Here is a 12,469-nt window from a genome sequence, read left to right on the forward strand (position 1 = left end):
CGGCTACACGGTCGTGCGGCGCAGCCGGCCCATCAGCTCCCGCACGACCGCGGCCCCGTTCAGGCTCAGCACCGACTCCGGGTGGAACTGCACCCCGCCGAAGCCGGGGCCGCGGACCGCGTGCACCTCGCCGCCCGCGGTCCGGCTCACCTCGATCCCGTGCGCGGCCAGTTCGTGCGCCGCCTCGTCGTCGCAGCGCGCCACGAAGCTGTTGTAGAAGCCGACGGTCTCGCTCCGCCCGAACAGGTCGATCCGCGTCTGCGCACCCTGGTAGGGCACCTCCTTCCGCACGATCTCCAGGCCCAGCTCCGCCGCGATCAGCTCGTGCCCGAGGCAGACCCCGAGGACACCGTGCCGGTGCTCCTTGAGCACCCGGGCGGTCAGGTCCCGCAGGAACCGCATCTTCGGGTCGGCGAGGTCCGTGGGGTCACCCGGGCCGGGGCCGAGCACCAGCGGGCCCTCGTGCGCGAGCGCCGCCTCCCGCAGCCCCGGTTCGTCGTACCGCCGTACGGTCACCTCCAGGCCGGACGAGCGCAGCACGTGCGCCAGCATCGCCGTGAAGGTGTCCTCGGCGTCGACGACCAGCGCGTGCCCGTCGAGCGCCTCGGCCCGCTCCTGCATCCGCAGCCAGAACGGCGCCAGCGCCGAGCGCCGCCCGTCCAGCGCGGCCCGCACCCGGGGGTCGTCGGCCAGCCGGGGCCGCGCCCGCTCCTCGCGCGGCCGGGAGGGCCGCACCCCGAGGGCCGCCAGGACGCCCGCCGCCTTCGCGTGGGTCTCCGCCACCTCGCCCGCCGGGTCCGAGCCGCGCACCAGCGTCGCGCCGACCGGGACCCGTAGCCGCCCGTCGGCGGAGATGTCGGCGGTGCGGATGAGGATGGGGGAGTCGAGGCTCTGGGCGCCTGTGGAGTCCTGGCCGAGCAGGGCGAGCGCGCCCGCGTAGTAGCCCCGGCCCCCGACCTCGTGGCGCTCGATGACCCGGCACGCGTTCTGCACCGGCGACCCGGTGACGGTCGCCGCGAACATGGTCTCCCGCAGCACGTCCCGCACGTCCATGGAGGACTTCCCGCGCAGCTCGTACTCGGTGTGCGCGAGGTGGGCCATCTCCTTCAGGCGCGGGCCGACGACCACCCCGCCCATGTCGCCGACGGTGCACATCATCTTCAGTTCCTCGTCGACGACCATGGACAGCTCCTCGATCTCCTTGCCGTCGGCGAGGAAGTCCAGCAGGTGCTCGGGCGTCGGCCCCTCGGCCGGATAGCGGTACGTCCCGCTGATCGGGTTCATGACGACGGTCCCGCCCGCCCGTCTCCCACCACCGCCCTCGACCGAGAGCGCTTCGCGCTCGCCCCTCCTGTTCGACATGCGGACATGCACCTCGGGGCTCGCGCCGACCAGGGTCCGCCCACCCGTCTCCCACCGCCGCCCTTCCGAGGAAGGCCCTTCGAGCCCTTTTTGATCTCCGGTGTGCACCACGAACGTCCAGTACGCGCCCCGCTCGCCCTCCAGCAGCCGCCGGAACAGCGCCAGCGCGTCGGCGCGGCCGAAGCCCGGGATCTCGCCCTCGTACGTCCGCCGGATCACGAAGTTCGCGCCCTCGCCCCGGCCGATCTCCTCCCGCAGTACCCGGCCGACGATCTCTCTGTACTCCTCGTCCCCGACGTCGAAGCCCCCGCCCTCGACCCGCACCGCGTGGCCGGGCAGCGTCCGCAGGGCCTCGTCGAGCGGGATCCCGTACGACTCCTCGGGCGTCAGCACCAGCAGCGGGGTGCCGTCGTCGCGGACGTCGAAGCCGCGCTCGCGGATCTGCCGGAACGGGATCAGCGCCAGCCCTTGGCCCGGCAGGTCGGCGAGACGGTCGTACGTGCGGACCGGGCCGAGGAGCACCTCCACGGTGTTCTCGTCATGGCCCGGCGTGCGACGGCGCAGCAGGGCGAACGGGCGCTCGTCGTGCAGGAGTTGTGTGAGGTCCATCGTTCCTCTTCTGTCTGTCGTGAGGAGGGACGACCCTGGTGGCGCAAACGCCGAAGGCCGCCCCTCGGGCGGCCTTCGCGAAGTCGTGGGTACGCGCAGTCAGTGGGCCGCCGGACGAGCGGTCCACCACCAGTTCTGGTTCGAGTGCGCGAACATGCGGCGACCTTACACCAGCCATGCGGATACGGATCGAGGTCAGGGCGGTCGTCCAACTGGTGGCTCGAGTACTGAACGTCACCCGGCCGCCCGCGCGAGCGACACGCGGGCGGCCTCCGCCACGTCCTCGCGTGGCCCCCGGGCGCACTTCTTCAGATACGACCGCGCCCGGCGGCCCGGCCAGCGTGCCGCCGCGACGGCCGGCCAGTACCGCAGGTGGTGCTCCCCGGGAGTGCGCTCCACGAAGTCGAGGATCGCGTCACGCACCGGCTCGTCCGGTACGAGGCCCAGGCGGGCCATGCCCCGCAGCGCCCCGTCGGCGAGCATCTCGGGCCCTTGCCCCAGACACCACACAACGGCCCGTGCCGGATCGTCCGCGAGCCGGACGACGGACTCGCCGACGGCGACGTACACCGCCGTCGCGGCGAAGGGGCGCCCGGCGAGTTCACGCAGGAACGGCAGCGCCTCCCGGTGGCCGCACAGGCCGAGGGCGAGGGCCATCTCGTACTGCGTCTCCCAGGTCCGGGCATCCGCGACCTCGTCGCGCAGTGCGCCGAGGAGGGCGGGGCCCGCCGCGGGGGCGCCGGTCCGCCCCAGCCGTTTCGCCGCCGCGCGCCGCCGCGGGGAGTGGCGGTCGGACAACTGTTCGAGCAGCATGTGAGCGTCCGTTCCCATGTCCAAGGAGCGTATCCGTCGTCTCACTTGCTGGGCGTGGGTCGGGAGGCGTGACATCACCCCGTAATGTTGAGGACGTGACCGTGAACGCTAAGACCAGCGCGAGCGCTGGCAACACCTGGCGAGACCTGCCCGCGGCGCAGCAGCCCGAGTACCCCGACGTCGAGGCTCTGCGCGCAGCGATCGCGGACCTCGAGTCGTATCCGCCGCTCGTCTTCGCGGGCGAGTGCGACCAGCTGCGCGCCCGCCTGGCGGCCGTCGCCAAGGGGGAGGCGTTCCTTCTCCAGGGCGGCGACTGTGCCGAGGCCTTCGACGGGGTGTCCGCGGACCACATCCGCAACAAGCTGAAGACGCTGCTCCAGATGGGTGCCGTCCTGACCTACGCGGCCTCCGTGCCCGTGGTCAAGGTGGGCCGTATCGCGGGGCAGTACTCCAAGCCGCGTTCCAAGCCGACCGAGACCCGCGACGGCGTGACGCTCCCGACCTACCGCGGCGACTCCGTCAACGGCTTCGACTTCACCGAGGCCAGCCGCGTCCCGGACCCGGAGCGCCTCAAGCGCATGTACCACGCCTCGGCGTCCACGCTGAACCTGGTGCGCGCCTTCACCACCGGCGGCTACGCCGACCTGCGCCAGGTGCACGCCTGGAACCAGGACTTCGTGAAGTCGTCCCCGTCGGGCCAGCGCTACGAGCAGCTCGCCCGTGAGATCGACAACGCGCTGAACTTCATGCGGGCCTGCGGCGCCGAGCCGGAGGAGTTCAAGACCGTCGAGTTCTTCGCCTCCCACGAGGCGCTGCTGCTCGACTACGAGACCGCCCTGACCAGGGTCGACTCGCGCACCGGCAAGCTGTACGACGTCTCCGGCCACATGGTGTGGATCGGTGAGCGCACCCGGCAGATGGACGGTGCGCACATCGAGTTCGCCTCGAAGATCAGCAACCCGATCGGCATCAAGCTCGGCCCGTCCACGACGGCCGAGGAGGCGCTGCGCTACATCGACCGCCTCGACCCCGAGCGGGAGCCGGGCCGGCTGACCTTCATCGTCCGCATGGGCGCCGACAAGATCCGCGACAAGCTCCCCGAGCTGGTCGAGAAGGTGACGGCGTCCGGCGCGACGGTGGCCTGGGTGACCGACCCGATGCACGGCAACACCTTCGAGGCGGCCTCCGGTCACAAGACCCGCCGCTTCGACGACGTGCTCGACGAGGTCAAGGGCTTCTTCGAGGTCCACAAGGGGCTCGGCACCCACCCGGGCGGCATCCACGTGGAGCTGACCGGCGACGACGTCACCGAGTGCGTGGGCGGCGGCGACGAGATCTTCGTCGACGACCTGCACCAGCGCTACGAGACGGCCTGCGACCCGCGCCTCAACCGCAGCCAGTCGCTGGACCTGGCGTTCCTCGTCGCCGAGATGTACCGGGACCAGTGACCGGTCACGGAGTCCGATAGGCAAGGTGGGGCGCGGATCACACGAGATCCGCGCCCCACGCCACTTATGTGGACTCCCCACGACGGGTAAGGTTAGGTTTGCCTCACCGATAAGGGGATGGCAGTAAGAGAGCGATCCCGTCGGGAGGTGAGTCCGCGTGTACGTCTGCAGCTGCTTCGGCATCACCGAGGCGCAGGTCAAGAAGCATGCGGAGAACGGTGCCTGCACCCCCCGCCAGATAGCCTCCGCCTGCAAGGCCGGCACGGACTGCGGGTCGTGCGTGCGGCGCATCCAGGCGCTCCTGGGCCGCGGCGCCTGCCCCCGGCGTGAGCTCACCGACCTGGGCGGGCCGGTGCTCACCGGGCTGCCCGGCCCCACCGCCCTGGACGAAGCGGCCTAGCTCTCCGGCTGCTCGATGACCTGTGCGATGTAGAGCGCCTCGCCGAGCTTGTCCACCAGTTCCAGCTGGGTGTCGAGGTAGTCGATGTGATGCTCCTCGTCGGCCAGGATGTCCTCGAAGATGTTCGCGGACGTGATGTCACCCTTCTCGCGCATCACCTTGACGCCCCGCTTGAGCCGGTCGATCGCCTCCACCTCGATCTGCCGGTCGGCCTCGAACATCTCCTTGACGGTCTGCCCCACCCGCACGTGGAACAGCCGCTGGTAGTTGGGCAGCCCTTCCAGGAACAGGATGCGGTCGGTGAGCACCTCGGCGTGCTTCATCTCGTCGAACGACTCGCGCCGGGTGTACGTGGCGAGCTTCGTCCAGCCGAAGTTCTCCTGCATCTTGGCGTGCAGGAAGTACTGGTTGATCGCGGTCAGCTCGCCGGTGAGCTGCTCGTTGAGGAACTCGATGACCTCGGGGTCGCCCTGCATCGCAGCGGCTCCTTCCACACGGAGGGACGGGGGAGGTGTGCGGCGCATGATTGCACCGGCGGGGAAGATCGTCCAGTAAGTGCCTACTTAGTAAGTACATGCGGCCTTGATGGCGGTTGTCCGCTTCGCGGATCGGTGGTCAAGGGCACTGCCCAAGGTCTGTCAGGATGGATACATGGGTCATCCGGTGGAGCGCGCGTCTGGGGCAGGGGTGGGGTCCGAACTTCCGCCGGGGCAGCGACTTCAGCGCGGCTGGCCGGTCATGCACTACGGACCCGTCCCGAAATTCCGGCCCGAGCGCTGGGAATTCAGGGTCTTCGGCGCCACCGCCGACGGTGACAAGCACACCTGGAACCACGAGGAGTTCACGGCCCTGCCGTACACCACCGTGGTGTCCGACCTGCACTGCGTCACGAAGTTCAGCATGCTCGGCGCGGAGTGGGGCGGGATCCCGGCCCGCTCGATCCTGGACCTGGCCCCGCCGGCGCCGGACGTCACCCATGTGATGGTGTGGGCCGAGTACGGATTCAGCTCGAACCTGCGCCTGTCGGACTTCGCCTCCGACCGCACCATCTTCGCCACCCACAAGGACGGCGAACTCCTCACCGCCGAGCACGGCTTCCCGGTCCGTCTGGTCGTCCCCCACCTGTACGCCTGGAAGGGCCCGAAGTGGGTGCGCGGCGTGGAGTACATGACCGTCGACCGCCGCGGCTTCTGGGAGGAGCGCGGCTACCACAACATCGGCGACCCCTGGCAGGAACAGCGCTACTCCTACCAGGAAGAGCCCGGGGACGGCCCCGAGCTCTGAACTCTCCTGGTGTGCCGGCCAGTACCGGTCAGTGGTGGTACTGGTGCACCACCGCGTGGCCCTTGCCGCGGCCGATCGTCCACTTGTTGACCGGGGTGGTCACCACGAAGGCGATCACGAAGGAGATGGCCAGCGAGATCCAGAACAGCGCGTCGCTCAGCGTGGCGTCCATCGCCGAGGGCCAGACCAGGATCACGCCGTTGTCGATCAGTTCCATCACGGCGATCGACAGGGTGTCCGCGGCCAGCGCCACCTTGAAGGCCGTACGGAAGTCGACGCCCGCCTTCAGTACGCCGCGCAGGGTGAGCGAGTAGCCGAAGAAGAAGGCCAGCACGATCGCCAGGATCATCGTCGGCAGGTTCCCCCAGCCGAACGCCGTGCCGATGACCATGCCGAGCACTTCGCCGATGGCGCAGCCCGTGAGGCAGTGCAGGGTTGCCTGGACGGCCATGGACCAGGTGGCGGCGGGCGCGTGGTGCGCGTGGGCGTCGTGCTCGTGCCCGTGACCGGTGTGCGGGTCCGCGTGTGCCGTGTGGTGGTGCGCGTGGTCCGTGTGGTGGTGCGCGTGGTCCGTGTGCTCGGCGTGGTCAGCGTGGTCAGCGTGTTCGGCGTGCGCCTCGTGCTGCATGACTACCCCCATGTCAGGTGACGGTTCCTGCTCCGAGCAAGAACCTATACCCCCAGGGGGTATTTCCCAAGGGGTTATCCGTCGCGCAGTTTCTTCAGCCGCTCCACGTCCGCCGCGTGCCCCTCCTTGCCGCCGGGGGTCTCGATGACCAGCGGGACGCCCGCCGTCGCCGGGTGGGTCATCAGGGCGCGGAAGGGGTCCTCGCCGATGTGACCGGCGCCGATGTTCTCGTGCCGGTCCTTGTGCGCGCCGGCCACGTCCTTGGAGTCGTTGGCGTGGATCAGCCGCAGCCGGCCCTCGCCGACCGTGTCGACCAGCAGGTCGAGGGTCTGGTGCATGCCGCTCGGGCCGGTCAGGTCGTGGCCCGCCGCGAAGATGTGGCAGGTGTCCAGGCAGACGCCCAGCTTGGGGTGGGCGTCCAGCGCCTCGAAGTACGGCCCGAAGTCCCAGGTGCGCGAGCACAGCGAGAAGCCCTGCCCGGCGGTCGACTCCAGCAGCAGGAACGGGTCGTCGTCGTGGGTCAGCTCGTCCAGCAGTGGCAGCATGTGCTCCCGCACCTGCCGCAGCGCCACCGCCCGCGCCCGCCCGCCGGTCGCGCTGCCGGTGTGCACGACCACGCCGAGTGCGCCGATCTCCCGCCCGCGCCGCAGCGAGTGCCGCAGCGACTCCACCGACCGCTCCACGGTCGCCTCGGTGTGCGAACCGAAGTTGATCAGATACGGCGCGTGCACGTACGCCGGGATCGACTCCGCGGCACAGGCCTCGCGGAACGCCTCGTCCTGCCGGGGGTTGCCGGCCGGGGTGGCCCAGCCACGCGGATTGGCGACGAAGACCTGCACGGTCTCCGCCTTCAGCTCACGGGCGTACGACAGGCCCACCGCGTGCAGCCCGCCGGCCACGGGCACGTGACCGCCGACCGGGTTGCGAGCGGCACCGGACAGGGCGGCAGACGAGGCGGGGGAGGCCGGGGAGGCAGGAGCGGTGGGGGATGGGGACTGCTGGCTTCTCACCCGTTCAGGGTGTCACGCCGACCTCCGCCGCCCGACCACGGTCCCGCCGGCCTCCGGCACCACACGGTGATCGTGACCGTCACCGGATGGTGATCGTGATCGTCGACCCCTTGGGCGCCGTGTCGCCGCCCTCCACCGACTGCTTCCGCACAGTGTCGCCGAACAGCCCGAGCAGCCCGCGGTCCTCCTCGACCTGGAAGCCCGCGTCCTCCAGCTGCTTCGTCGCGTCGTCCACGTTCGACCCGACCACGTCCGGGACCTCGACCATCACCGGGCCCTTGGACAGCGTCAGCGTCACCGTGTCGCCCTCGGCGGCCTGCTTGCCCTTGTCCGGGGTCTGCCGGGCGACCGTGCCCTTGTCGAACTCGGAGTTGACCCGCTCGGTGGCGATCTTCACCTTGAGCCCGGCGTCCTCCAGGTCCTGCCGGGCGCTGTCCGGGTCCTCGCCGGTGACGTCCGGCACGTCGACGGGGCTGCCCTCGCTGACGACGAGCGCGATCGCCGAGCCGGTGTGCTGCTCGGTACCCGCCTGCGGGGCCGTGTCGATGACCGCGCCCCTCGCGACGTCCTCGCTGAACTCCCGGGTGACCATGCCCGGCTCGAGACCGTCCGCCTTCAGCCGGGCCCGCGCCCGGGCCAGCGACTGGCCCTTCACGTTCGGCACGTTCACCGTCTCCGGGCCGAGCGAGACGGTCAGGGCCACGGAGTCGTTGTCCCGGATCCGGGCGCCGGGCGCGGGGTCGGAGCTGATGACCGTGCCGCGCTCGACCGTGTCGCTGTAGGCGCGCTTGACCTGTCCGACGTCGAGACCGGCCTCGTGGAGCCGCTGCCTGGCCTGCGCCTCGGTCCGGGACAGCACCGGCGGGACCTTCGTGAACTGGCCGGAGTTGATGTACCAGACCCCGGCGCCCACGCCGAACACCAGCAGCACGGCCGCGACGAGCGTCAGCAGCCCGCGCCGGGGCCGCTGACGGGGGGTGCGCCGCTCGGACACGGGCGGGGACTGCAGCCGGGTGGTGCGCCGCACGCCCGCGTCCCGGGGCTCCTCCTCGTCCTCGTTGACGGGCAGCGGCCGGGGCACGGTCAGCGAGCGCGGGATCACGCTCGTACGGTCCGCGGAGATGTCGCGGTGCTCGTGCTCGGCGGACAGCGCCTGCGGCGGCAGGGCGTCCAGCTGCGCGGCGGTGAGCGTGGCCCGGGCCCTGAGCGCGTCGCCCAGCAGCGCCGCCGCGTCCTGCGGCCGCAGGCCCGGGGTGCGCGCGGTGGCCGAGGCGACCAGCTCGTCCAGCTCGTACGGCAGCCCCGGCACCAGCGCCGAGGGCGGCGGCACGTCCTCGTGTATGTGCTTGTAGAGCACCTGCGCGGGGGTGCCCCCGGGGTGCGGCTTGCCACCGGTCAGCATCTCGTAGAGCACCACACCGCACGCGTACACGTCGACGCGCGGGTCGGCGGTGCCCTGCTCGATCTGCTCGGGCGCGAGGTAGGAGACGGTCCCGAGTACGGTGCCCGTCGTGCTGGTCTGGGTGTCCACGGACCGCACCAGCCCGAAGTCGGCGACCTTGACCCGGCCGTCGTCCCCTATCAGCACGTTCTCGGGCTTCATGTCCCGGTGCACGAACCCGGCCCGGTGCGCGGCGCCGAGCGCGGCCAGCACAGGCTCCAGGACGTCCAGCGCGGCCCGCGGCTGCAGCGCGCCCCGCTCGCGCAGCACGTCCCGCAGGGTGCACCCGGCCACGTACTCCATCGCCAGGTACACGTACGACCCGTCGGTGCCCTGGTCGAAGACCTGCACCACGTTGGGGTGGGCGAGCCGGGCGACCGACTTGGCCTCCCGGATGAACCGCTCCACGAAGGACCCGTCGGCCGCCAGCGCCGGGTGCATCACCTTGAGCGCGAGCACCCGGTCCAGGCGGGTGTCCAGGGCCCGGTAGACCGTGGCCATCCCGCCGACGGCGATCCGCGCGTCGACGCGATAGCGGCCGTCGAGCACCTGCCCGACGAGAGGGTCCTGAAGGGTCGTATCCACGCAATGGAGTCTACGAGGACCGACCGACACGCCGGCTCGCTGCGCCGTTCGGGTGGCGGAATGCAGCAGAGCTGTGACTGTCGTGGGACCGCGGCGACCAGACCGCGGCCCTGGACCGCAGGCCCGACCGCGGCCCTGGAAACCTGGCCCGACCGCGGCCCTGGACCGCTTGCCTGGAACGCGGCTCTAGAACGCGGGCCGCTCGGGGTCCAGGCGGGCGAGACCCTCGGTGGGGGAGGAGGCCTCCGCGAAGTGCCGGCGCGGGATCCGCCCGGCCAGCCGGGCCAGCCGTCCCGCCTCCACCGCGTGCCGCATGCCGGCCGCCATCAGCTCCGGCTCCTGCGCGCGGGTCACCGCGGAGGCGAGCATCACACCCGCGCAGCCCAGCTCCATCGCCAGCGTCACGTCGGACGCGGTACCGGCGCCCGCGTCCAGGATCACGGGCACGCGCGCGTGCTCCACGATCAACTGGAAGTTGTGCGGGTTGCGGATGCCGAGCCCGGACCCGATCGGCGAGCCCAGCGGCATCACCGCCGCACAGCCCACGTCCTCCAGCTTCCGTGCGAGCACCGGGTCGTCATTGGTGTACGGCAGCACCGTGAAACCGTCGTCCACCAGCGTCTCCGCCGCCTCCAGCAGCTCCACCGGGTCCGGCAGCAGCGTCCGCTCGTCGGCGATGACCTCCAGCTTGACCAGGTCGGTGCCGAGCGCCTCCCGGGCCAGCCGGGCGGTCAGCACGGCCTCGCCGGCGGTGAAACAGCCCGCCGTGTTCGGCAGCACCCTGATGCCCAGCTTCTCCAGCACCGACAGCACGGAGCCGTGCACCCCGGGGTCGACCCGTCGCATCGCCACCGTGGTCAGTTCGGTGCCGGAGGCGACCAGCGCCCGCTCCAGCACGTCCAGGCTCGGTGCGCCTCCCGTGCCCATGATCAGCCGGGAGCCGAGGGGCACGCCCCCGAGGACGAAGGGATCGTCGGCCATGGGTCAGCCTCCTTGGACGGCGGTGAGGACTTCGACACGGTCGCCCTCGGCGAGGGCCGTGACCGCCCACCGCGTGCGCGGGACGACGGTCTCGTTGACGGCGGCGGCCACCCCGGAGGACGCCACGGTGAGCGACCCCACGAGGGTGTCCAGCGCGGTGCCCGGGGCGACCTCGCGGCGCTCCCCGTTGACGGAGATGGTGACGGAGTCGTTCATGCGGGCTGCTCCACGAGTACGGCGCCGAAGCGTTGCGGCGTGAACGGACGGGCGTTCGCGGGCAGTTCACCGCCGGTCAGCAGCTCCGCCATGACGTCCCCGGTGACCGGGGTCAGCAGTACCCCGTTGCGGTAGTGCCCGGTGGCCAGCAGCAGCCCGTCCAGGCCGGACGGGCCGAGCAGCGGCGCGTTGTCCGGGGAGCCGGGGCGCAGCCCGGCCCGGGTCTCGGTGAGGGGCAGCTCGGTGATGCCCGGCACCAGCTCGTGGGCGTCGCGCAGCAGCTCGTACACCCCGCCCGCGGTCACCGTCGTGTCCCAGCCCAGCTCCTCGCTGGTGGCGCCGACGACCAGCTCGCCGTTCTCCCGGGGCACCAGGTAGACCTGGCTGCCGCGCACCACGGCCCGCACCGTACGGCTCAGGAACGGCGCGTACCGGCGCGGCACGGTCAGCCGCAGCACCTGCCCCTTCACCGGCCGCACCGGAGGCAGCAGGTGGTCCGGCATGCCCGCGAGGCGCCCGCTCAGGCTGCCGCCCGCGAGCACCACCTGCCCCGCGGTGAGCGCGGTGCCGTCCGTCGTCGTGACACCGGCGGCCCGGTCCCGTACGACGTCGAGCCGCTCGACCCACGACCGATGGAAGACCACCCCGGACCGCTCGCACGCGGCCACCAGGGCCGACGCCAGCCGCCTCGGGTCGATCTGGTGGTCCCCGTCCACCCGCAGCCCGCCGCGCACACCGGGCGCGAGCATCGGCTCCAGGCGCCGGCACTCCCGCCCCGACAGCCACTGCGAATCCAGTCCGGAGCGCTGCTGAAGGGTGTGCAGTTCGCGCAGGTGGGCGCGGTCGTCGGCGTCCAGCGCGACGGCCAGGGTGCCGCAGCGGCGGTAGCCGAGGTCGTGACCGGTCAGCTCGGTCAGCTCGGCCGCGAAGTCCGGGTAGCGGCGCGCGGACTCCAGGTTCAGGGCGAGCAACGTCTCCTCGCCGTAGTGCAGTTCGGTGACCGCGGCCAGCATCCCCGCCGCGACCTGCGCGGCTCCGCCGCCGGGCTCGGGGTCCACCACGGCGGTGGCGAGTCCGCGTTGCGCGGCACGCCAGGCCGTGACCAGGCCGATGATTCCGCCCCCGATGACGAGGACGTCGGACGTATCGGACGTACGTGACGACATGGGCGTCCAGCCCCTCCCTTCGCCGGCATGACCCGGATCAGGTTCGTACGGTCGGAGGCCGCCCAGCCTCCCTCTCAGCCCGGTGCGTCCGGGCTCCCGCGAGTGCTTGTACGGTGGCCACCCTAGCTCGCGAAGCGCCGCTCTTGTAAGGGAGCCCCTGTCCATGGCCCGATCCCTCGACGGACTCACCTTCGCCCCCGTGGTGGACCAAGCCCCAGGTCAGGTGGGTACCCGTACCCGCTTCGCGTACCACGAGAAGGACGGCGAGATCTGGGCCGAGTACGCGGGCGGCGACGTGGTGCGCGGCCATCTGGTCGGCACCCGCGAGGGCGACAGGCTGGACTTCCGGTACGTGCAGCTGAGGCACGACGGCACCACCTCCTCCGGGCACTGCGTGTCCACCGTCGTGGAGCTCTCGGACGGGCGGGTGCGACTGGAGGAGACCTGGCGGTGGGAGTCGCAGCCGGGCGCCGGGACGAGTGTTGTGGAACAGGTCACCGAGCACGCCCGATGACTGACGATTTGT

General features: G+C 71.6%; 14 protein-coding genes and 1 riboswitch. Of the genes, 4 read left to right on the top strand and 10 right to left on the bottom strand.

Annotated elements, in window-relative coordinates:
- Positions 1 to 3: 3 nt before the first annotated feature.
- The 3 genes from ACWD5D_RS15185 to ACWD5D_RS15195 form a co-directional block, all read right to left on the bottom strand.
- Positions 4 to 1,971 (bottom strand): anthranilate synthase family protein, encoded by a 1,968-nt coding sequence (locus ACWD5D_RS15185; RefSeq protein WP_451373141.1) that lies wholly within the window; start codon positions 1,969 to 1,971, stop codon positions 4 to 6.
- A gap of 99 nt (positions 1,972 to 2,070) precedes the next feature.
- Complete coding sequence (locus ACWD5D_RS15190; protein ID WP_079050971.1) at positions 2,071 to 2,127, bottom strand: trp operon leader peptide; 57 nt, start codon at positions 2,125 to 2,127, stop codon at positions 2,071 to 2,073.
- A 78-nt stretch (positions 2,128 to 2,205) separates the two neighbouring features.
- Complete coding sequence (locus ACWD5D_RS15195; RefSeq protein WP_451373142.1) at positions 2,206 to 2,802, bottom strand: HEAT repeat domain-containing protein; 597 nt, start codon at positions 2,800 to 2,802, stop codon at positions 2,206 to 2,208.
- A gap of 77 nt (positions 2,803 to 2,879) precedes the next feature.
- Here ACWD5D_RS15195 and ACWD5D_RS15200 point away from each other — a divergent pair, with 77 nt between their 5' ends.
- Both ACWD5D_RS15200 and ACWD5D_RS15205 read left to right on the top strand, forming a co-directional pair.
- Positions 2,880 to 4,232 carry a class II 3-deoxy-7-phosphoheptulonate synthase gene (locus ACWD5D_RS15200; RefSeq protein WP_451373143.1) on the top strand — a complete coding sequence of 451 codons (1,353 nt, stop codon included), beginning with the start codon at positions 2,880 to 2,882 and terminating at the stop codon, positions 4,230 to 4,232.
- Positions 4,233 to 4,389: 157 nt separating this feature from the next.
- Positions 4,390 to 4,632 (top strand): (2Fe-2S)-binding protein, encoded by a 243-nt coding sequence (locus ACWD5D_RS15205; RefSeq protein ID WP_451373144.1) that lies wholly within the window; start codon positions 4,390 to 4,392, stop codon positions 4,630 to 4,632.
- Here ACWD5D_RS15205 and bfr read toward each other — a convergent pair.
- Positions 4,629 to 5,108, bottom strand: coding sequence for a bacterioferritin (gene bfr, locus ACWD5D_RS15210; RefSeq protein ID WP_451373145.1), 480 nt, complete (start codon positions 5,106 to 5,108; stop codon positions 4,629 to 4,631). The two genes, ACWD5D_RS15205 and bfr, sit on opposite strands and share 4 nt — an antisense overlap.
- A gap of 175 nt (positions 5,109 to 5,283) precedes the next feature.
- On the opposite strand from bfr, the gene ACWD5D_RS15215 reads away from it, so the two are divergent.
- Complete coding sequence (locus tag ACWD5D_RS15215; protein ID WP_451373146.1) at positions 5,284 to 5,916, top strand: sulfite oxidase-like oxidoreductase; 633 nt, start codon at positions 5,284 to 5,286, stop codon at positions 5,914 to 5,916.
- A gap of 28 nt (positions 5,917 to 5,944) precedes the next feature.
- On the opposite strand, the gene ACWD5D_RS15220 is transcribed toward ACWD5D_RS15215, so the two are convergent.
- The 6 genes from ACWD5D_RS15220 to thiO form a co-directional block, all read right to left on the bottom strand.
- Positions 5,945 to 6,544 (bottom strand): DUF4396 domain-containing protein, encoded by a 600-nt coding sequence (locus ACWD5D_RS15220; protein ID WP_451373334.1) that lies wholly within the window; start codon positions 6,542 to 6,544, stop codon positions 5,945 to 5,947.
- Positions 6,545 to 6,618: 74 nt separating this feature from the next.
- Positions 6,619 to 7,485 carry a deoxyribonuclease IV gene (locus ACWD5D_RS15225; RefSeq protein ID WP_451373335.1) on the bottom strand — a complete coding sequence of 289 codons (867 nt, stop codon included), beginning with the start codon at positions 7,483 to 7,485 and terminating at the stop codon, positions 6,619 to 6,621.
- A 148-nt stretch (positions 7,486 to 7,633) separates the two neighbouring features.
- Complete coding sequence (pknB, locus tag ACWD5D_RS15230) at positions 7,634 to 9,580, bottom strand: Stk1 family PASTA domain-containing Ser/Thr kinase (protein WP_451373147.1); 1,947 nt, start codon at positions 9,578 to 9,580, stop codon at positions 7,634 to 7,636.
- A 186-nt stretch (positions 9,581 to 9,766) separates the two neighbouring features.
- A complete protein-coding gene (locus ACWD5D_RS15235) occupies positions 9,767 to 10,561 on the bottom strand; it encodes a thiazole synthase (protein ID WP_451373148.1) in 795 nt (264 codons plus the stop codon).
- Between the two features lie 3 nt (positions 10,562 to 10,564).
- The gene (gene thiS, locus ACWD5D_RS15240; RefSeq protein ID WP_451373149.1) at positions 10,565 to 10,777 is read right to left on the bottom strand and encodes a sulfur carrier protein ThiS; all 213 of its coding nucleotides are present in this window, start codon (positions 10,775 to 10,777) and stop codon (positions 10,565 to 10,567) included.
- Positions 10,774 to 11,943 (bottom strand): glycine oxidase ThiO, encoded by a 1,170-nt coding sequence (thiO, locus tag ACWD5D_RS15245; RefSeq protein WP_451373150.1) that lies wholly within the window; start codon positions 11,941 to 11,943, stop codon positions 10,774 to 10,776. The genes thiS and thiO overlap by 4 nt, the downstream gene beginning before the upstream one ends.
- A riboswitch (TPP riboswitch) is annotated at positions 11,941 to 12,053 on the bottom strand. It overlaps the preceding gene by 3 nt.
- 53 nt (positions 12,054 to 12,106) lie before the next feature.
- On the opposite strand from thiO, the gene ACWD5D_RS15250 reads away from it, so the two are divergent.
- Complete coding sequence (locus ACWD5D_RS15250; protein ID WP_451373151.1) at positions 12,107 to 12,457, top strand: hypothetical protein; 351 nt, start codon at positions 12,107 to 12,109, stop codon at positions 12,455 to 12,457.
- Positions 12,458 to 12,469: the final 12 nt, after the last annotated feature.

It is taken from the genome of Streptomyces sp. NPDC002520, from assembly GCF_053595235.1.